Source organism: Moorena sp. SIO3H5 (genome assembly GCF_010692395.1).
GTDB lineage: Bacteria > Cyanobacteriota > Cyanobacteriia > Cyanobacteriales > Coleofasciculaceae > Moorena.
The window spans coordinates 1-21,631 of the sequence record NZ_JAAHHS010000097.1 but is presented as its reverse complement, the minus strand read 5'-3'; the positions used below and the strand labels follow the sequence as shown (position 1 = coordinate 21,631).

Here is a 21,631-nt window from a genome sequence, read left to right as displayed (position 1 = left end):
TGGCAAGCAAGTTCCCAATCATCTGTTCCCCAACCTTGAATTTGCTCGTCAAAATAAGCTTCAGGAGTTCTCGGTAGGCTTATGTTACAAGAAAAGCAAGCCATCCAAGGAAGAGATGATTTTGACCAAATACGTTGATTGTCGCGATCTACTAACAGTTTTTCTCTCTCAAACTCTGCTATTAAGCTCTTAATATTGACATCTTCTTCAACAGAGCTAGGTTCCTCTATTTTTACCCATGCGCGCGAACCACACATTATCTGAGGATGTCCGCTATGAGCCTTAGCGTGCTGAGAGAGAAAATCTGGTTTGACAACCATATCTCCGTCCAAGATCACTAAAATATCACCTTTGGCAAGACGAATACCATTATTCCAGGAGTGGGTTAAACGAAATCCTCGATCTGGTTGCCAAATATATCGTATATTCAATCCTCTAGAAACAAATTTTTTGACTATAGAGAGGATGTCTTTACTGGAACCATCATCGCATACCAATACCTCCCAAGAATCTTCATAATCTTGACATTCAAGAGACGCCAGAAACCAATTCAGAGTGATTGGTTGTTCGTAGTTGGCAACGATGACGCTAAGTTTACAAGAATCCACTGTTACTTCCTCCGTTCTTAAAAACCTATGATTATCTATATAAATCTGTGATTTTCTTGCTAATAATCTGTTCTATTCCTGTTTCTATCTGGCAACGTCGGCGTTATCTAGATCCTCTAGCTGTCACGGGCGTTGGCGTCAGCGGAGCGTAGCTCTCACTGCCCACCATAGCTAAATTTAATGCTGCATTCAAGTCTTGACCGCAGCTAAAATTGCAGTTTTCGCAATTGAACACTCTTTCAGCTCAAGACAGAGACTCTTTAATCTGACCACACCTACTGCAAGTCTTAGAACTAGGAACATCTATCTACAATAATTAATTTAGGGCGTGTCATCAAATAGAAATCAATCTAGTTTAGAATCGATAAATGTAGAGAGTTGAGTCAATCAGGAGCCGTGCTATCATGACGCGCCGCTATGCTTTGCGTGATGACCAGTGGGAACGCATCAAAGACTTACTACCAGGTCGAAAAGAGACGGTAGGAGTAACGGCTAAAGATAATCGATTGTTTCTCGAGGCAGTATTGTACCGCTATCGAGCTGGGATTCCGTGGCGGGATTTACCGGAAAGATTTGGTGATTTTCGAGTAGTTCATACCCGTTTTAGCCGATGGGCAAGGCGCGGGGTGTGGCAACAGGTGTTTGAGGCTTTAGCCGACGATCCAGACAACGAATACGCTATGATTGACTCGACGATTGTGCGTGCTCACCAGCACAGTGCTGGGGCTAAAAAGGGGATGGGTCAACTGAAGCCATCGGTCGTAGTAAAGGTGGATTGAGTACCAAGATTAATGCCCTGGTGGATGCCTTAGGTAATCCCCTCGGTTTTCACGCTTACCCCAGGACAAGCATGTGACCTCGACGGAGCTGATGTACGACTCTTGGATTTGGCTGCGGATACACTGCTGGCTGACAAGGCATATGATGCTGATGAACGGGTGATTGAGCGACTCAAACAACAGGGTAAAGTAGCTGTGATTCCACCCAAGCGCAATCGTACTATTGCTCGTGAGTATGATAAACATTTGTACAAAGCACGACATCTGATTGAGAATTTTTTTGCCCGACTTAAGCAATATCGAGCGATTGACATGCATGTCACGCTTCGCGATCGCGACGCGCTACGATAAGCGAGCTCAGAACTTCCTAGGAGCAATTTATCTGGCTGCTGCTGTAATTTGGCTTAATTGATGACACGCCCTAGAGCCTAACTACCCGAACATTACTGAGATACATTAGAATCTTTGGGTGCATAATGCAGAATACTCTTAACGGATGCAGTTGGATCGAATTGAAAAGATAAACCTCTTACACATACTACTGGTATCCCTCTACCCCTCTGTCCCAAAATAACTGATGCTCCTGCGGCTAAAAGATCGCAGAGAGTTTCCTCAGCATACTTTACCTTGCCATTAGCCTGAGTTGTACTAGTAATGCGTAGTGGCGAAATTCCATAAATACCAAGTGCAACAGCCCCAGCCCCAGCTCTATCGGCCCGTCCGTGACTATCAGAGATGACAACAGCAACTTGCACACCCGCCTGTTCAAGAATTCCGAGTGAGATTCGCTCTGCTGATTTATCAGGATCTCTAGGCAGTAAAATAACAAGTTCATCACTAAGTCTATCAACTCCTGCTGAAGATAGCTCAAAGCCTTGCTTTTGAACAGCAATTAAAGCTTTGCCATTGGTTCGATAGCTTTGAGACTCATCAATTACAATCTGACAGACTTTTTCAGGTTTACCTGTAATACGAGCAAGTTCAATGGCTTCACTTGAAGCAGAAACACCACTAGTGGAACAATACATATTCTCTGCTTTCGAGACAATTTTAGAAGCAACCACTATTACATCTTGATTCTTAAGACCGCCATACTTCTCGAAAGCACTAACAATAACCTCGGCGAGATCGGTTCCTGGCTCAATATCTGGGATATCAGATATTCCAAATAGTTGATAGTTATCGACAGACTCCATTGTCATTTTCAGCTCCTTTGTTAAATAATAAACTTGTCTTCAATGATATTTATAATATCCACAAACTGGTTCCCAAATGTATATCATATCAAGACATTCCCAGATTCTCGTTGTATGTTTTCATGATTAAATCAGTAGCTTTTTGGGGAGATTGTGCGGTGATATAAAAAAAATTACTTCTAAGTAACGAGTTCACCATTTTATTTCTCATGGCTTGCATCTCTATAGAATCGAAAGAGGGAAAATGTCCAGAGATCGTGCCATCTTTTTCCAGCACCAGAGGAGTCGTTTGGCCTCTTATGTATCTGGCAAAATTTTCATGGAGACGCAATGCTTCTGTTGGTTTATCAAATATCTTGCTAACAGAATTAGCAGCCGCTAGAGCATGAACATTAACCCTGATAACTAAGGCTATATATTTCTTGTCAACGCATACTGGGATGTTAAGTTGATTTGGATTAAGCATTATTTTACTTTCATAGTCAATTCCTGTCGAAATAGATGCTGAAGCATTGTTTTTTTCAAGCAATAGATCTGGGAAAAATTTACCCATTACATATTTTCTAAAGGTAAAGTTGGTAGTACCACCATGGAGATATTGTTTTTCTTGTTGATCACTACCTATAATGACCAAATCATTACCAATCAATTCTGCATCGTGATAACTACATAAAGCATAAGTTGTTATTGTTTTACCACTACCCTTATCTCCTAAAATTAAGATTGCCCTATCAGAACGAGGAAGGGAAACTGCCGCCGCATGTATAGTGCATTCTGACTTCAATATTTGGCGGGAACCTTCTGAGATTGTATACATTATGTGGTGTAAATTCTTCACAAAAGTCTTTTGACCCAGATTTCCCTTGAGCAAAAAGGTTTGAGGTTCTATTTGAGTAAGACTAGGTTCTCGACGATCTGCAATGAGAACTATTTGTGAGTGCTCTTGGTTGTAAATATCAGATCTATCTGGATCATATAAGACGTTGATTCCTTGGAGATCAATCGTATTTTTTAGTTCTACGAGATCGGAGTCGCGAAGACAAAAAGACGCAGAAATATAGACATGGGTTATGATACCACCTTGTCTTATAGATAACTGATATTGATATTTCTCCTCATCATAAACAATGCACATCACTACTTTATTTTATCTTGGTACATAAGATTTCCAGTTTTAGGTATTAAAATCTCTTCATTTATTATTTTCTGTGTCCAGTCATTTCTAGTAAAAACTTCTTTGATAATATCCTTGATTTCTGCTGGATTCGGTTTTCCACTTGTTCTTATTACAACTTGACTTGGGTCGAGTAAATCATCACCATTTTTTGCAACTAGAAGAACTTCAACAGTTTGAGCAATTTTCTTATTAACTAATTGAGATACTTCATCTGCCACAATACCGAGTACTTTACCAACGTGATAGACAGGATTTTTGCCATAAGCTGCCTCCATGGAAAAAACCCTGAACATAGGAATAATTCCAATTCTATTATTCCCACGACCGACTAGCCCTTCTTCTCCATAATCAAGGGCTGAACCACCAACAAGAGCATAAAGATCTTTCGCCTCTTTTATAGATAAATCTCGAGTTTTATTTAGCTCAAGATTGAAGCTATATTCCGAAGGCAATTTATTCCTAATAAACTGAGATAGTTGACTATAGACTTTATCTGTAATTTCCCAATACTCATGAATATTCGTACAGTATTTTAGTATTACTGGGAAACATACTCGAATGTCTATAAAATGCTTACGCCGTATAGCCATAACTTTAATATCTTGACCACACTCCTTATATATTGGTTTTTGCTCGGAATCATAAAAAAATCCCTCTATTTGCAGCACTAGCTTTTCAGTTAAGGTCAATGGTGAGCTAGAGGCAACAGCAGATGTGTCATTGGCACAAAGTTTTTTGTATTCTGGTAGATCTGCAATGGATTCAGGGTTAAACCATTTGGGGTTCTTTGAGTAAGTAGTGTGTTCATGAATAAATTTCACATCTTTGTCTAAATCTAAATTTGGCAATGCTTTAGCCAAGAATTTTCTTGCACCACTAACACAGATATCATTAACAGGTATTTTATCCCCACCAAAAGACTCACTTATACGACCGTTCAGAAAGACTCTTATAGGCTCCATAATCTCAGTCGATCCCCAATCAATTCGTGCAAGTCCGCCTAAAACGCACACCTTATCAACATTATGATGAAGTACCACACCGTATTTTTCCAGGCAGTACTTTGAGTATTCTACCGATATTGTTTCCGCAATCCCGTCAGCAACGGTATCTGGATGTCCAATACCTTTTCTTTCAACAACTTCAATATCTTGCTCTACCAAGAAAGTAGAATCTGTTTCAATTTGGATGTTCATGATTAAACCTCGTATATATCGTTTTCATTTGAGATGTGAACCAGTAATTAATTGTCAAAGACAACAGACAATAGTAAAGCTAGATTATTCAACAGTCTTTAGATTTTTGATAGATTTCCTCAATCAGTTTGTTGACTCTAACAGCACTAGAAAAATCTCCTAAAAGAATATTTTTGTTCCCCGTCTCCACATATTGACTCATGTAATATATAACACTTTCGTGGCCACAGCAATTTCCACTGTTTAAAGCGAATTTAGGAGTATTTTTCAGCTCCTCACTTGCTTCTCTATTTCCGACTTTTTCTTCAACTTTATTCAAGGCATATCCACCCAATTTAACTGACTTCTTAGGAGAAGCAACTAGTAAATATGTCTCAGGTTTCACAGGTATATTGGCAGTGGTAATTTCTAAAGATACTAAGGCTTGATTAACTAGCAACTGACAAACAATACTATCTTCAGTCTCTATATCTTTATGAAATATTTTCCGCTTTATGGCACTCAATACGCTGATTGATGTGTCATGGGGAAAAAGGGACAAAATAATATCGAGCATGTGAATTCCTTGATTGTAAAGTATTCCTCCTTCTGATGCTATTTTCCCTTTCCAAGAATTAGCTGAGTAGTATTGTTCGTCCCTAGGCCAGCAAACCCGACCGCTTATATATTTAATATCCTGCCAACCATCAGGAATAAATTGTTCATATAATTCTTGTACCGCTTCATTAAATCTATTTTGAAAAACACAGGTTACTTTCTCTTGGTGATTAGGGAGATTGACAATGGAATCAAAATCACTTTGTTTAATATATAAAGGTTTTTCACAGAGAACGAAGCAGTTTTCTGTTAAACCGACAGCTATAATATTAGCACGAATATCATGTGGTGTACAAATACAAAGTACATCTACGTCTTTGCTCAGGGAATACTGGTCTGCATAGGCAACTGTGTCCCACTCTCCTTGAAATTTCTTTGTCTTAGAAACTTCTATATCAAAAACTCCTACTAGTTCTGAATTTAAATCTTTGACAATAGAGCGAGCATGACGTTTAGCAATATTACCACAACCAACAATTCCATAGCGCACTCTTCTATTTGTTGTTAAGACTTTTTTGAGATATTTAATTGATGAATTGGTAGCTTCTTGACTATTTGACTTAACATGGGTTTCTAAAGAAAAAACTATCTTTCTATCTTGCAGAGCATCCTTTAAAGTTGTGAGATGTCTTTTATAATTAATTGAACCTTCTCCTACTGTCACATAGGTGGATTTAGTAATATCAAAGTCTTTTATGTGAGCATAGCTAATGTAGGGAGCTAACCGATCCAAATCAGCATAGAGTAACTGTTCACCCATCTGGTAAATATTACCGATATCAAGTAAAACACGTAGTCTAGGATGATCCCAAGCGGAAATGAGTTCAAATTGTGAAGACAAGGTGTCAATGTTACAAGCTGGTTCGTTTTCTAATAAAAGAATTTTATTGTACTTTTCTGCAAGCTGAATAAGTTTTGCCAAGTCACCATCAAGGTCTGAATATCTAAATCCTGCATACTTGAGATATGAAAAAATACGAATATATTTTGTCTGCAAAATTTCTGCTATAACAAATGCTTTTTCCAATAAATCATAGTTTTCCCCATCTTTTTGTTGATATCCATGTGTATTTACTTTGGCAGTATGCTTTGAACTACCGTCGGGGTTCCACTTCAAAAGGGGGGAAGCAAAACTAGCTACAATTAGACCGCTATCATGAATTTTTTTCGCGATTTCTCTAATTTCTTTTAAAGAGAGATTTAATAAATTAATTTTATTGATACTACGTAATTCAATTAGACTTAATTGATGTGATTTTGCACATTTAATTGCCTCATCTAGATTGGCACTAAATTCATCTGAAATAAAAGCTATTGTTTGATTATTTTTCATCGGGTTAATACTTCTTTAACACTTCAATAAGTTGAGAATTAATATCTTCAAATGGAGCATTCGAGATATCTTGACCTGTCCATAAGCGAAAGGCTTCGACAGCTTGATATATCATCATCCATAAACCAGAACAGATGTTTGCTCCTCTTTGTTTCAATGTTTTGAGCATTTTAGTATTATGGGGATTAAAAACGGCATCAAATGCAAAAAGATTTTGTAGATTTCTTTCTCGCTCAAGTTGAAGTATTAATTCATTAGATATAAGCGATTCATCGCTCTTAGGATACATTCCTATTGAAGTAGCATTAATGATAAAGTCTGTGGTTAACAAGCATTCAAACAAGCGATCGTCATTAAGCAAACCAACTTTCAATCTTTCTTTGTGAAGGTCAAAAAAATCATCTGCTAGTTTTTTCAATTTGTCTTGATCTATTCCTAAAATTGTGATGTGATCGGTATGTTGATAAATTTCATAGATAATTGCTCTGGCAGCACCACCAGAGCCTAAAACAATAATTTGATCTTTGTTGTTAATAGGACGAAGATTTTTCTCTATAGCTTGATAAGCTCCAATCCCATCAGTATTGTAGCCAACCAATTTATTCCCGCTCATTGTAACAGTATTAACAGCACCGATTGCTTGCGATCTTTTGTCTTGTTCGTCTAAGTATTTAATAACTGAAAGCTTATAAGGCAAAGTTATATTTAAACCAGAACATTTAATCTGTCGTAAACTGTTCATGTATATGGGCAGTTCGTCTTCTGTAGGGACTCGTAGCTTAAGATGTGCGTACTCTATTCCCGTTATCCTAGCATATTCAGCAAATAGATAATTAGAAATGCTATGTTCTACAGGATTTCCAAGTAATGCTGTAAATATCATAGTATTAATGTCTCACATTTTGAATTAAACAAATCTTAAAATTCATACTAGGGCGTGTCATCAATTAAGCCAGATAACAGTAGCAGCCCAATAGTCTTTGCCATCCCCATGGGAATATACCATAGAAGCTGACGCTTCGCGATGTAAAAGCTGATTTGGCTTACCCCACCCAACTTATAAAATATCAGTGAAAATTATGGGTGGGGACTGCACTCAATAATTTTGTTCAATTGAACACCATATCAGTATGAGATGATGGCGTCTCGCGGATGAACTTCATATGGATTGAGCGAGTTTCCTTAGCATGCCCGGACACTACCATGATTGGGTAGTCAATTAGGACATCCTGGAAAGACATCTGCAAGCGGAAGGTCCCGTCTGGGTTAATCTTTACTGGACGTCCATCAATAGTAACGGAAGCATCAGGATCGATGGTACCGTGAATGATTAGCTCTTCATTTGCCACTAAGGACAATTCGGGAGAACGAGCGGGGGGAGCAGAAGCACTTAAACCAGCTCCCGACATGTTTGGAGAAACCAACTTACCAATACCCGAAGGGAAAGCATTGGAAGTTATTGCTGACCTTGGAACTTGCTGCATAGAACTATAAAGAGAACCAGCTACTGCCTGAGATTCCCCAGATTGAGTTATGCCAAAGATTTCGCCATAGATAGGAGGATTAGGCATTTCCGAGCTACTCCCATTAGCTTTTTGGCTAGGTGGCACAAGTTTTAGGACAGTCTTACCCTGTAAATTATCATTCCAGTTGACCGTGATGAATTGGTCTTCCATCCATTTAGAGGGATAGGCTGGGGGGGCATGGATAGGTGCTGAACGGGCAAGAACTAGCCATTGACCATCTTCACAGCGATAACCAATTTCAACTACATAGTCGCGATCGCTAACTGGTATGGGTAGATACCATTCTCGCACTAGCTCATCACAGGGATATTCTTGGATACTATGGGGACTTTGATCATCGAGTTTGATTGCAGTAACATCATAGAGCCTTAGAGCGAGTTGTTGACCTCCCTGAGAGCGCAGTTCTTTTTTATGTTCATTCGGAATATCCCAATAAGCATAAGACCAATGTGGATCACGAGGCATTAGGACAATCCGGCTTTCACCATAACCTTCTGGTAGCTCTGCTAATCCCTCATCAACAGAAACTAGAGTATCACTACTCGGCTCTTCTTGAGCTAATTCAAACTGGCTTGATTCTTCCTTTGCTTCTGCCTCAATTATCGGCGATGGAGTGGTAGACCTTTTGTGATATTCTATTGCTTTAATTTCCGCCAATAAGCGTGCTTTACGCATTCTGCTGTATCGAGATATACTATATTCACTTGCAACTCTACGTAATTGTCGTAAAGTCATTTCTTCTAGGGGAGTTCCTTCTTTTGCCATGATTTATTTTCTATACGTTGTTAGGTTGCCTGATAGATTACTGATGTCAATCTTGAGGTGTGACCCGTGGCCGCGAGGGATTGCTCGCGGCCTAGGAAGCGCGCACAAAGAACGAATTTAATTCTTCAAGGTGCTACCCGTGGAGAATTTAATTGTTAATGCTAAGAGAGCACCTAAGGGTCAAGCACACCTAATTAAAAAAAGTTTTGGTTGCTATGAAAATTACCATTACTCAGATCTGACTAAAGTTTGTATCCTTCTTGATTCCCAGATTTTAAAGGCGCGACCCTAGGCCGCGAGGGATTGCTCGCGGCCTAGGAGGCGCGCGCCTTGAGGGAAATTACCCGTCTACTGCTTATTCGAAACTTCAGTTATTTTTTATACCTAAAATCTGGTAAAGTCAGCCATCGATAATTTGGTTAAATACTAACAAAGCCACATTTTTATGGAATCCTCTGATCAACTATATATAACAAGAAATTTTTTGGTCAGATCAAGGGTGAAATCAGCCGATTTTCGGTAAATTCACGCATTTGTCAGAAAAGTGGGACTCAAAATGTCATGAAACTGTGACATTACTCCTCAAAACTTAGGACTTCAGTCATCAATATTATCAACTTAGGCACCATAAATGATCTGTAGCTAAGAAGGATAAAACTCTGATCTAGTTATCATTGAAATTCCTTATTAATCATTTATCTCTCAGGGTTGATGATAATGAACACTATATGAATACTTTCCTCAGCGGTGAGCGAAACGTGGCAAGCCAAAGCTAATCGCATCATCAATCATCGACAGGAATAATCATTAGTTTTCCCTTTTCTTTTCGACAGGAATTTACTGGTCAGATATGTTTTTAGCTATCTTACCATCCAACCTTTAATTAACCACTGACCCCCTTGGCGTACTAACTCATACTTGACTCTTAAGTTGTCATTACTCGAAGCTGCCGGACTATGCATACCATCTTGATATACCTTTGCTTGCTCCTTGACCGCAGCATCGATCACAGCTTGATTAGGATTCGATGTGTTAGTCTCAACTGAGTTAATTTTGACGCTGTGCTTGTAGATCCGGTAAGAATTATTGGTTTTAGCCGCTCTAGCACTTTTGAGCCAGACAGACAGAGCTGGCTCAGCTAAGATTTTATTAAGTTGCCCTACGTCATGTTTTGGTCCAAAGGCAACTTTCTTAGTGTTTAGCCAGGTTTCGATGACTTGCTGAGCCGTTTCTTGATTTAGAGGACCACTCGGAGCAATGAGCCCACTGCCGCTCGGAGGAATCGGGACTGGAGGTTGGTCAAGCTGCACAAAAAGTTGTTCTCCCTCTAAGGGTGGTTTTGAAAAACTTTTAAGAGCTTTATTGAGCAAAACCAGCAGGATGCCCAGTCCTAGCAAACCTAAAATACTCAGGAAAATCAGACGTCTTAGTTTAGTCCCTGGTTTGAATCGCTCTGGTGAATGTTCAAGACGATCAGGGGATGAATGATTCAGACTGCTCCGCTGACTTGAGGAGTCTTTGACCAAAGAAGCGCCTCTAGACCACCCACCTGAGGTGCTTGAATTTTGACTATCCAGGGTTTTGCCTGACTTGCCCCCACCCAGAAAGCTACCTAAGGAATTACGCCTACGACGCCGTCCATTACTCCGCAAGCCTGTTGTGTTTGACTCTAAGTCCTGAGAGGTTTGTGATACTGAGCCATTTGATGAGTGGGATATCCCTTGACCTGTAGGCAAAGTTGATACCCCATTATTGCTTAAGCGATCGCTATTGACCCCGTTTTGACTAACACCGTTTGCCAACGCCCCACTTGGCCACCTTGATCCCACCGTTACTGGTTCTGGCGTTGTCTGTGAGCCTTGGCCATTGCTTAGTCGATCTTGCCCCAGGATGCTTTTAGAAGAGCCTACTGTTGCATAGGTGGTTGTTTGGGAAGGTACAACGGTCCACTGATTGGTAGTTTCCTCAGATGAATCGGGTAAATTTTCTAGATAGGCTTGTACTTGATCATCAGCAAAGTATTCCTTCAAAGAGACTTTTTGATTCGCCAAATCCCGGAAGTGGGGAAATACAGATTCTTGTAGCCAACGCTCTCCGTACAGGCATAATCCTGGCAATAAGTCTGGGGAATTTTGAGAATGTTCCCGAATGAAAGCTAGAGGTTCGTATTCCTGGCTCAGTTCCAAGGCACGACTGGCTTCTTCCGTTTGGCCCAGAAGCAGAGCACACACCCCTTGTTCTAAGTGAACATCCTGCCGCTTACCCAAACGCATCAGCATTTTCTTGGCACGAGCAATCAAAGCCGGTTCTCTGTGGGCAAATCCCCTTGCTAGTAAGGCGTAAACAGCTAGGTATGTAGCAACAGCTGAAGGACGTCGTGCTTCAGCTTCAAATAAGGTTTGCTGTTGGTTGGAAGTAAGATAGCCTCGTAACTGTTGGATAAAGCGAAGAAAGTCATCAATCCCTAAACCAGATTGGTCATTACCTGTGCCATCAATCCCTCGGCGCTCCTGTAACATTTCTTGCAGCAACCGCAAGCCTTTGCGACGCTCAATGGCTTTTTCTTCTGGCAGGGCTAATAATTCTAAAATCCGATAAGGGCGAAGTTTATAGAGGTCTGCCTGGATTTCCCCTCGAACACTCGGAAATAACCCTTCTTGTAGGAGTAATTGTTGTCCAGTTTCTAGGGACATAGCTGCGTTTTCATACTCCCCTTGCTGCCATTCCTCTCGACCTAGCTCTAAGCAGGCAATCGCTAAGGTCAAAACTACGTCGGGTCGAACAAGTTGGGTATCCCCCAATTTACCCTGACTTAATCCAACGCTGTTACCTTTTTCCAGTAACGGTTGCGCCAGTTTTATAATCAGTTCGTATTCGCCAAGTTCTTGAAGAATCAGTAAGCTTCCGAGTAATTGGTCGTTATCAATTTCAATGGTGGGAGTGTGAGCTTCGACGGTTTCACCTGTTACTGTTTGATTAGTACCAGGAGCACCCGCCACTGATGGGTGTTGCTCTTGGAGTTGATAAGCTTTGGCAATCAAGCCAGCATCGTAATCCTCTCTTGTGTCGGGGTCACTCAAAACCCCGTAGGCTTTTTCAAGGAGAGTTTTACGAGAGGCTATTGCTGCTTCCGAATATTCTCGGCGCGGTAGTTGTAAGGTACGATCACGATAGGCTTGGCTGAGCTGTTGGGCTGTAGCCTGAATCGGCAATCCTAATATGCGGTAGTAATCGAGCGGAATGCGCACGGTTCACTTCCCCAGCTTTTCGAGCAACTGAATGAGTTGATGATAGCCCATATCATACTCCCTAAACTGGCTATAGCTATTTATCTGTCACTTTAAAAGACACAATATAACAGCTAACCGGTTTTGTCGAGTCCCTAAACACTATTAATTCTAGCAACTAGGGTGGATCATCTTCTTCAATTAACTTTAATTAACTTTAAATTAAACTAAACATTAAAGCAGTAGTGCGATTTTAAGTCAATTCAACTTGACCTAACTATCCCCTCTAGGCTTGACCTAGAAGATAAATTCTGGAGGATAAATCCTGTAGGCTTGAGTGAAACTTTATAATAGCTTTGCTGAAATTGGCTAAACAAGTAGTTTGGCTAAATGCCAGTATAGTGTTGGGACAAGTATAGGACAAATTAATGGCTCAGGAAAGAACTTTACCTAAAGTAGAGGATTACAAACCCATTACCAGCGCAGAAGGATTACTCATTTACGAGGATATGATGCTCGGGCGCTTGTTTGAGGACAAATGTGCTGAAATGTACTATCGGGGCAAAATGTTTGGTTTTGTCCACCTCTACAACGGTCAAGAGGCAGTCTCAACAGGAGTCATCAAAGCGTTGCGTAATGGTGAAGACTTTGTTAGTAGCACCTATCGTGACCACGTCCATGCCTTAAGTGCAGGAGTGCCAGCACGGGAAGTGATGGCAGAGTTATTTGGCAAAGCAACAGGCTGCAGCAAGGGACGCGGTGGTTCAATGCATATGTTCTCACAGGAACATAATCTCCTGGGAGGCTATGCTTTTGTAGCTGAGGGGATTCCCGTTGCCACGGGTAGTGCTTTTCAAAGTAAATACCGTCGCGAAGCCTTGGGGGATGAGAGTGCTGATCAAGTCACCGCTTGCTTTTTCGGTGATGGAGCTTGCAATAATGGTCAGTTCTTTGAATGTTTGAATATGGCAGCCCTTTGGAAACTGCCCGTTATCTATGTCGTGGAAAACAACAAGTGGGCAATTGGGATGGCTCATGAACGGGCAACATCCCAGCCAGAAATTTATAAAAAAGCCAGTGTATTCGGCATGGCTGGAGTAGAAGTCGATGGCATGGATGTAATGGCTGTCAGAACTGTTGCCCAAGAAGCGATCGCTCGGGCTCGTGCAGGAGAAGGCCCAACCCTGATTGAAGCCCTGACCTACCGCTTCCGAGGTCACTCTCTGGCTGATCCTGATGAACTGCGCTCCAAAGAAGAGAAGGAATTCTGGTTAACTCGCGATCCCATTAAAAAGATGGCAAGTTACCTGACAGAAAATAATCTAGCTACTCCCGAAGAACTCAAAGCCATTGAGAGCAAAATCCAGGAATTGATTAATGATGCAGTTGAGTTTGCCCAATCCAGTCCTGAACCTGATCCTAGCGAACTATATCGCTATGTTTTTGCTGAAGATTAGCTAACTGAAGTAGAAAGTGTGAACTATGAAATACTTCACACTTTCTCAGTTACGGTCTCAATCCTAGGAGTACCATCGGCTGGTACCCAGGCAATGTAGGTGATACCGTGACCCAGGGCGTATTCTCTAATTTGTGCTGGTGAGCGTCCCCCTAAATCCATTTCTACCCTGACCAAATGCTCAGAATCTCTAAGTTTTTGGGCATAGGTAAAAGCGATTGCCTCAGCTTCGGGCAATTCTGGCACCACTAACCAATCACTAGCTGGTGTTTGGCTGGGTAGTTGATTACTGGACAGTAAGACATAATGAAGGTCTTCTAGGTTGAGGCAAAAACCAATTCCAGGGTAGTTTTCTCCTTGAGGATGATATAAACTCAGCAATTGATCGTACCGCCCTCCCTGACCTAAAACTCGGCTAGAGCCCTCGCTACTACTGACTACTTCAAAGACAATACCAGTGTAATAGTCAAAGGTTTGTACTAATGTCAGGTCGAGAACGATCGGTAAGGGGTTAGGGGAACTACTCTTTAAAAGTTCCACCAGGGATTTGAGATTGGTCACAATCTCGTGTTCTGATGAGTCTAAATCTAAGCTAGCAACCTTTTGCAAAACATCAGCAGGGTCTCCCCTCAGGTCAAACATAAACAATGCCCGCTCTCGCAATTCTGGGGATAGGGGTAACGTTTCTAGGCTAACCCGGTCAAGATAGGCAATGGCTTGACGAACCTTTTCTTGCATAGGTTTGGGGAAGGGAGACAAAAGCGATCGCGTTAGCCGAGCTTCCCCCAAAATCAGGTGCCATTGTTGTAACCCTAAATGATTAAGACAATCAGCTAGCAACAGCAGAATTTCCCCATCTGCCAACAGCCCGCCAACTCCCAATAATTCTACCCCCGACTGGTAAAACTCTAATTGACGTCCATGGTGACCTATAGTTGGTCTGCGAAATACATTGGCATTGTAATAGAGTCGCTGGGGTAAGGATAGGGAGGCTTCACTATTACTGCCAGCAATACGACTAACCATTGCTCTGGCTATGGATGCCGTTAATTCTGGACGCAGCCCCAGCGTTCCTTCCTCAGCATCGTGCAACTGAATAACCGTGGAACGTTCGACAGCTCCTCCTGCCATCAGAGTATCCAACCATTCTAGGGTTGATGTGATAATCCGGTGGTAACTCCAGCGGTGAAATACTTGCTGTAAGTGGTTAGCAATCCAGCGTTTTTGGGTAACTTCTAGGGGGAGTAAATCCCTTGCCCCTGGGGGTGGTTGATGAATCATTACTTTTTCTTTCCACCAAATAAACCACCAAATAACCCACCACCATTAGATTTATTCGACGGTTTCACTTTAGCTGCTTCAGGCGACACCTTTGACTGGTTACCGCCACTTTTCGGGGTGAATTCATTGATAACCTGTTTCGCCTTCAATGCTCTTTCGTTCTGAGGATTCAATTGCAACGCCTTATTAATGTGTACTTTAGCCATTGTCCCCTTATTTTGCTTCAAATAAGCAATTCCCAATAAACTATGGCAGTCGCTATTGTTTTGGTCCAACTTGAGAGCTTCTCGCAACTCCAGAACTGCCGCAGCAAAATTGTTCTTGACCAAATATCCTTCAGCACGTCGGATATAGCTATCCACTCGTGATACTCCCTTAGGCCCAACCGACCCTCCCTGTGATTTACCAGCGGTACTAGTCTGACTATTTGGCTGGGTAACACCAGTTGCTTGAGTTTTCACAGGGGTTGAAACAGGAGTTTTTACCGTTTCGCCCTTACTACTTTTACACATCAGATAAACTAGGTTAAGTTCACTGATTTCGGCAATTTTTGCCAAGGCTTTGTCAAGGGCTTGGTATTGCTGTGATGCTAGTTGGTCAACGGAGCTTCTGTAAAGATTATCTAAATTTGCCCCTGCTTGTAATAATTGCTTAGCCGTTACGCTAGCTAGGGAAATTTTATCTCCTTGAGCCCCTAACCGCTTACTCAAGTGGCTTAGACTAGCAGCATAGTCACGATGACCTCTAGAGAGCTGTTCATAAGCGGGATTAACCAGCCGTGTTAACAGCAGATTTGCTTGTTTTTTTTCCACTTCGGTACTGGCTTTGCAACTGTCGGGATGCAAACGTCTAGCAATTTGAAGGTAGCGTTGACGGACTGCCTTAACATCCGCATCAACTGGAATTCCTAAAACTGCGTGGTAGTCAGTGAAATCAAGCTTGAAGAGTCCGTATTCAATTTTCAAAGACATAGGCAACTGTTCCATCTCAACTGCTGCAAGGCTCGTTTCTAGTATCTCTTAGATTAGAGAATCTTAGTTTGTTTGGGTAATAAAAAGCAGCTGCTTCTTCAACGAAGCAGCTGTAACTACCTAATGGTGCGACCATAACGCGCACCGCGTCGGCTTTGCCGAAAGGCGCGCGCAAAGCAGTGCGAATTTAATTCTTAATGGTAAGAGCGCACCTATAGTGCAATTAGAGTACTTTAATTAATTCCGTAAGCTTTAGTAATCAAAATCTCCACCCATACCAGCACCAGCAGGAGCATTGTCCTTAGGCTCAGGCTTGTCTACCACAATACACTCAGTGGTCAACACCATACCTGCGATGGAAGCGGCATTTTGGAGAGCAGAACGAGTTACCTTAGCTGGGTCAACGATACCAGCTTCAAACATATCTACAAACTCACCATTGGAAGCATTGTAGCCAACGTTGAATTCTTTTTCTTTAACTCGCTCAGCGATCACCGCACCATTTTGACCAGCGTTCTGGGCAATTCGCTTCAGAGGTGCAGACAAGGCACGAGAAACAATCATAGCACCGGTAAGTTCTTCAGCCTTTAGGTTCTCGTTTGCCCAAGTTTCTAGGTTAGGAGTCAGGTGAGCTAAAGTTGTGCCACCACCAGGGACAATACCTTCTTCCACAGCTGCCTTGGTAGCGTTGATGGCATCTTCCAAACGCAGCTTGCGGTCTTTCATTTCCGTTTCTGTCGCAGCACCCACTTTAATCACTGCGACACCACCAGCCAGCTTAGCTAACCGCTCTTGCAGTTTTTCTTTGTCGTAGGAAGAATCAGTTTCGTCCATCTGACGGCGAATTTGGTCACAACGACCCTTCACTGCATTTTCGTTACCTTCAGCAACGATAGTAGTGTTGTCCTTAGTTATGGTCACACGACGGGATTTACCCAGCATTTCTATCTTGGCGTTATCAAGCTTCAGACCTGCATCTTCAGTGATTACTTGTGCGCCAGTTAAAGTAGCAATGTCCTCCAGCATAGCCTTACGGCGATCGCCAAAGCCAGGAGCCTTGACAGCTGCCACATTCAAAACACCCCTTAGGCGGTTGACCACCAAGGTTGCGAGGGCTTCTTTCTCAATGTCCTCAGCAATAATCAGTAACGGCTTGCCAGAACGAGCCACTTGCTCAAGTACTGGCACCAGGTCTTGTACCAGGGTAATTTTCTTGTCAGTGAGCAGGAGGTGAGGTTCTTCTAGAACTGCTTCCATCCGCTCAGTGTCAGTAGCAAAGTAGGGAGAGATATAGCCTTTGTCAAACCGCATCCCTTCGGTAATTTCTAGTTCAGTGGTCATAGACTTCCCTTCTTCAAGGGAAATCACACCCTCTTTGCCCACTTTGTCCATTGCGTCAGCAATCATCTGACCAACGGTCTCATCGTTACCCGCAGAGATAGAACCAACTTGGGCAACGGCTTTAGAGTCTTCTACTGAACGAGCATGTTCAGCAATCTTGTCCACCAGAAACGCAGTAGCTTTATCGATACCCCGCTTCAGGGCGATCGGGTTAGCACCCGCAGCCACGTTGCGCAAACCTTCTTTGACCACAGCATGAGCTAGTACGGTAGCGGTTGTAGTGCCATCACCAGCAGCATCATTGGTTTTTGAAGCTGCTTGCCGAATCAGAGAAACACCAGTGTTTTCAATGTGGTCTTCCAGTTCAATCTCTTTAGCAATGGTGACACCATCATTAACAATTTGAGGAGCACCAAACTTCTTCTCTAACACTACGTTGCGACCTTTTGGTCCAAGGGTGACAGCTACAGCTTCAGTCAGAGTGTCCATTCCCTTTTCTAGGGCGCGACGAGCATTTTCGTTGTAAATAATGCGCTTAGCCATAGGTTTTGAATTCAGTTCCTAAGGGTTATTAAGGTTGAAGGTAAAAGCTTGAAGGTAAAAGGGTTGAAGATTTAAGGGTTCAACTTGTTTCCTTTCAAGGTGTTAGCTGACGACTGCCAAGATGTCTTTCTCTGACAACAAAACGTACTCTTCGTTGCCTAGCTTAATATCGGTACCAGCGTACTTCGAGTAAAGTACCTTGTCCCCTACTTTGACTTCGGGAGCAGCGTGAGAACCATCATCGTTGCGCTTGCCAGGTCCGGTGGCTACAATTTCCCCAACTTGAGGCTTTTCCTTAGCATTATCGGGTAGTAGAATACCGCCAGCAGTTTTTTCTTCAGCGGCGCTTACCTTAACAAAAACTCGATCTCCTAAGGGCTTAACGGTGGAAACACTCAGAGTTACAGCTGCCATATCAGTTTTTCCTCTCTACTTCATCTGAGCCGATTTAGCACTCTCAGCTCCTGAGTGCTAATTTACTCAAAATCAGCAGGAGATGGCAATAAATACCTCTGTACGGGTTCCCGAACTCATAGCAGGTTAACAGATGGCGAATGCACGGATGATATAGCTTTGAGTTATTCTCTGTGTATGCGTATGAGTATGCTGTAGCTTGTACCTGTTTCATTGAAGGCTTGACCTTAGTCCCAGGAATTGCTGAAAAAAACATAACTGCAACCAATGGACTGCTGATCACTGATAACTAAAACAAGCAAATAGATATAACAAATATATTCTTACTCTCGCCCTTTCCACTCATCCTCACACAAAAGCCCTAAAACTCATGCCAGCAGACAAAACTGAGCCCTCAGCTACCCAAGCATCTAATTCTGATAATTCGGAAATTTCTGACACTTCGACAATCGCCGTATCAGAGCAAAGTCCCCTAGCTGCTAACATAAAGAGCTTAGGACTTAATCAAATTCAGCGTCACATTTTCCTGTGTGCTGATCAAACTAAACCCAAATGCTGCTCAAAAGAAATTAGCCTTGAATCCTGGGAATATCTCAAAAAACGCCTTAAAGAACTAAAACTAGACCAGCCCAAGGATGTTCAAGCAAGTTACATTTTTCGTACCAAGGCTAATTGTCTGCGAGTCTGTACCTCTGGACCTGTCATGGTAGTTTACCCAGACGGTGTTTGGTATCACAGTGCTACCCCTGAGGTGATTGAACGGATTATTCAAGAGCATATTATTGGCAACCAAGTTTTAGAGGACTATGCTTTTTTAGTTCATCCTTTGCCAGAAACTCTTCAAGCATCTGCTTCAGACTACCAGGCAATGGAAGCAGATCGTCCGCAACCCCAACCAGGTTAACATCTAGCGTGGTCATGAACCCCACCTTTGCGACACAACGGGTTCTAAAATCTACTGACTTGGGCAGTCTAGGGTTCCGGGGGCAAAGTTTAAGTTCCGTATGAACCCTACCAACCCTAATTATGGTGAGGTAGGATTATTGGTTGGAGAGTTATAGCAGCTTGGTAACTTCCAAGCATTAGAAAAGGCAAGAGGTACTACCACTATTTACGAAAATTAAGCAAGCAAATTATAACAAACGTTACAGTTATGAAGGACAATGCTGTAAGAGAGCAAAAAAAACTGCTGCTGATTGATGATGACCCCAACCTGATATTACTAGTCAAGGACTACCTCGAGTTTCGGGGATACCAAGTGATTACTGCTGAACATGGAAAAGAAGCTCTGGACATTTTAGAGCAGGATATTCCTGATATGATTATCTGTGACGTAATGATGCCAGAGATGGACGGCTATACCCTGGTAGAAAAGGTCAGAGATGATTCTCGCACCAGCTGGATTCCCATACTATTTCTCTCAGCCAAGGGTCAAAGCCAAGATCGAGTAAAGGGACTAAATAAGGGTGCAGATGTTTATATGGTGAAGCCTTTTGAGCCAGAAGAACTGGTAGCACAGGTGGAATCCTCCCTCAAGCAAGCTTCTCGTCTAATCCTTCATTCAGGTTCTGGTCCAGACAGCACACCCAAAATTAAGGTTCCTTACGATGTTGAGTTGACTCCTACGGAGCTAAAGGTTGTCCAGTTTGTGGCAAGAGGTATGGCAAATCGGGAAATAGCTGAGAAACTGAATGTTTCTCAGCGTACCATAGAAAGTCATGTATCGAACATGCTAGGGAAAACTGGTCTCCATAACCGTACTGAATTAGCTCGTTGGGCAATTGAAAATAGTATGGCATAACGCTCCATACGCTGATTGGTAAATCCTAGAAAGCCAACCTTGACCGTTCACTAATCACACAAGGACTAAGCTCGTGAGCCCAGAAACTATCGTTAACAATCCCTCGCCACCGGCAGAGTCAGCTCCGGCTGGGAGGGCACCTTATGACCTAACTGAATTCGATGCTAGGGTCATGAAAACCTATGGACGCTTTCCTATTGCCTTAGAGCGGGGTGCCGGTTGCCATGTCTGGGATACTTCGGGGCGATACTATCTTGACTTTGTGGCAGGGATTGCTACCTGTACCTTAGGTCATGCTCACCCAATTGTGGTAGAAACGGTAATTAAGCAAATCCAAAAGCTAAACCATGTTTCCAATCTCTACTACATTCCAGAGCAAGGGGCATTAGCGAAGTGGCTCATTGACCATTCTTGTGCAGAACGAGTATTTTTCTGTAACTCTGGAGCGGAGGCTAATGAAGCTGCTATAAAACTGGCACGGAAATATGGCCACACTGTGCTCGATATTGAACAGCCAGTGATTTTGACGGCTAACTCTAGTTTCCATGGGCGAACCTTGGCAACAATCACAGCTACTGGCCAGCCTAAGTACCAGAAAAACTTTGACCCCTTGGTACCTGGCTTCGAGTACGTACCCTACAACGATATTCAGGCATTGGAAAATGCGATCGCAGATATTGATGAGGGAAATCGGCGGGTAGCAGCAGTGATGCTCGAACCATTGCAGGGAGAAGGGGGTGTTCGCCCAGGAGACCTAGACTACTTCCAGCAAGTTAGAAAGATCTGTAATGAAACTGGCATCCTACTGATTCTAGATGAAGTTCAGGTGGGTATGGGTCGCACTGGTAAATACTGGGGCTATCAGAATCTGGGAATAGAGCCAGATATCTTCACCAGTGCTAAGGGATTGGCTGGTGGCATTCCCATTGGAGCAATGATGTCTAAGAAATTCTGTGATATCTTCCAACCAGGAGAGCACGCTAGCACCTTTGGTGGTAATCCCTTTGTCTGTGCAGTGGCCCTATCTGTGGGAAAAACCTTGGAACAGGAGAATATTTTGCAAAATGTTCAGGTGCGGGGTCAGCAGCTGCGCACCAGACTCTCAGCGATCGCCGATAAATATCCCGAAGTGATTGAAGAAGTGCGAGGCTGGGGTTTAATTAATGGGCTTGAACTGAAATCAAATATTGATCTAACTTCAATCGATGTAGTTAAAGCTGTGATGGAACGGGGTTTGTTGTTGGTACCAGCAGGACCAAAGGTCGTTCGCTTTGTTCCACCCCTAATTGTTTCAGCCGAGGAAGTTGATCAAGCGGCTCTTATTGTAGAGCAAGCTTTAGAAGCTTTAGCTTAACCGTTAACGATCAACGGTTAACGGTAAACTATCAACAATCTCGATAATCTTGACATTAACTTGACA

At 42.5% G+C, this 21,631-nt stretch carries 16 protein-coding genes and 1 pseudogene; 5 read left to right on the top strand and 12 right to left on the bottom strand.

Annotated features, from left to right (window positions below; translation table 11 throughout):
• A partial coding sequence (locus F6K52_RS13425; protein ID WP_293078242.1) for a glycosyltransferase occupies positions 1-608 on the bottom strand: 608 nt, incomplete at its 3' end.
• A 404-nt stretch (positions 609-1,012) separates the two neighbouring features.
• Here F6K52_RS13425 and F6K52_RS13420 point away from each other — a divergent pair.
• Positions 1,013-1,799 (top strand): annotated as a pseudogene (locus F6K52_RS13420) (IS5 family transposase).
• Between the two features lie 31 nt (positions 1,800-1,830).
• Here F6K52_RS13420 and F6K52_RS13415 read toward each other — a convergent pair.
• The 7 genes from F6K52_RS13415 to F6K52_RS13385 all read right to left on the bottom strand — a co-directional run bounded on the left by F6K52_RS13415 (position 1,831) and on the right by F6K52_RS13385 (position 12,425).
• Positions 1,831-2,589: a coenzyme F420-0:L-glutamate ligase gene (locus F6K52_RS13415; RefSeq protein WP_293078240.1), complete on the bottom strand. Its 759-nt coding sequence runs from the start codon at positions 2,587-2,589 to the stop codon at positions 1,831-1,833.
• Between the two features lie 82 nt (positions 2,590-2,671).
• Positions 2,672-3,721: a hypothetical protein gene (locus F6K52_RS13410; RefSeq protein ID WP_293078238.1), complete on the bottom strand. Its 1,050-nt coding sequence runs from the start codon at positions 3,719-3,721 to the stop codon at positions 2,672-2,674.
• Positions 3,721-4,956: a methionine adenosyltransferase gene (locus F6K52_RS13405; RefSeq protein WP_293078236.1), complete on the bottom strand. Its 1,236-nt coding sequence runs from the start codon at positions 4,954-4,956 to the stop codon at positions 3,721-3,723. The genes F6K52_RS13410 and F6K52_RS13405 overlap by 1 nt, the downstream gene beginning before the upstream one ends.
• 88 nt (positions 4,957-5,044) lie before the next feature.
• A complete protein-coding gene (locus tag F6K52_RS13400) occupies positions 5,045-6,886 on the bottom strand; it encodes a TIM barrel protein (RefSeq protein ID WP_293078234.1) in 1,842 nt (613 codons plus the stop codon).
• A gap of 4 nt (positions 6,887-6,890) precedes the next feature.
• Positions 6,891-7,769 (bottom strand): shikimate dehydrogenase, encoded by an 879-nt coding sequence (gene aroE / locus F6K52_RS13395; RefSeq protein ID WP_293078232.1) that lies wholly within the window; start codon positions 7,767-7,769, stop codon positions 6,891-6,893.
• Positions 7,770-7,995: 226 nt separating this feature from the next.
• A complete protein-coding gene (locus F6K52_RS13390) occupies positions 7,996-9,177 on the bottom strand; it encodes a DUF4912 domain-containing protein (protein WP_293078230.1) in 1,182 nt (393 codons plus the stop codon).
• A gap of 860 nt (positions 9,178-10,037) precedes the next feature.
• Positions 10,038-12,425: an IMS domain-containing protein gene (locus F6K52_RS13385; RefSeq protein WP_293078227.1), complete on the bottom strand. Its 2,388-nt coding sequence runs from the start codon at positions 12,423-12,425 to the stop codon at positions 10,038-10,040.
• A gap of 407 nt (positions 12,426-12,832) precedes the next feature.
• On the opposite strand from F6K52_RS13385, the gene pdhA reads away from it, so the two are divergent.
• Positions 12,833-13,861 (top strand): pyruvate dehydrogenase (acetyl-transferring) E1 component subunit alpha, encoded by a 1,029-nt coding sequence (pdhA, locus tag F6K52_RS13380; protein ID WP_293078225.1) that lies wholly within the window; start codon positions 12,833-12,835, stop codon positions 13,859-13,861.
• A gap of 35 nt (positions 13,862-13,896) precedes the next feature.
• Here pdhA and F6K52_RS13375 read toward each other — a convergent pair whose 3' ends face one another.
• The 4 genes from F6K52_RS13375 to groES form a co-directional block, all read right to left on the bottom strand.
• Positions 13,897-15,141 carry an ATP phosphoribosyltransferase regulatory subunit gene (locus tag F6K52_RS13375; RefSeq protein ID WP_293078223.1) on the bottom strand — a complete coding sequence of 415 codons (1,245 nt, stop codon included), beginning with the start codon at positions 15,139-15,141 and terminating at the stop codon, positions 13,897-13,899.
• A complete protein-coding gene (locus F6K52_RS13370) occupies positions 15,141-16,112 on the bottom strand; it encodes a DnaJ domain-containing protein (protein WP_293078221.1) in 972 nt (323 codons plus the stop codon). Before F6K52_RS13370 ends, F6K52_RS13375 begins: the two co-directional genes overlap by 1 nt.
• 252 nt (positions 16,113-16,364) lie before the next feature.
• The gene (gene groL / locus F6K52_RS13365; RefSeq protein WP_293078219.1) at positions 16,365-17,996 is read right to left on the bottom strand and encodes a chaperonin GroEL; all 1,632 of its coding nucleotides are present in this window, start codon (positions 17,994-17,996) and stop codon (positions 16,365-16,367) included.
• 102 nt (positions 17,997-18,098) lie between these two features.
• Complete coding sequence (groES, locus tag F6K52_RS13360; protein ID WP_293078217.1) at positions 18,099-18,410, bottom strand: co-chaperone GroES; 312 nt, start codon at positions 18,408-18,410, stop codon at positions 18,099-18,101.
• A gap of 370 nt (positions 18,411-18,780) precedes the next feature.
• On the opposite strand from groES, the gene F6K52_RS13355 reads away from it, so the two are divergent.
• From F6K52_RS13355 to F6K52_RS13345, 3 genes are all read left to right on the top strand, one after another.
• The gene (locus F6K52_RS13355) at positions 18,781-19,314 is read left to right on the top strand and encodes a ferredoxin (RefSeq protein WP_293078215.1); all 534 of its coding nucleotides are present in this window, start codon (positions 18,781-18,783) and stop codon (positions 19,312-19,314) included.
• Between the two features lie 249 nt (positions 19,315-19,563).
• Complete coding sequence (locus tag F6K52_RS13350) at positions 19,564-20,211, top strand: response regulator transcription factor (RefSeq protein WP_070393620.1); 648 nt, start codon at positions 19,564-19,566, stop codon at positions 20,209-20,211.
• Between the two features lie 73 nt (positions 20,212-20,284).
• Complete coding sequence (locus F6K52_RS13345) at positions 20,285-21,565, top strand: aspartate aminotransferase family protein (RefSeq protein ID WP_293078213.1); 1,281 nt, start codon at positions 20,285-20,287, stop codon at positions 21,563-21,565.
• Positions 21,566-21,631 lie beyond the last annotated feature (66 nt).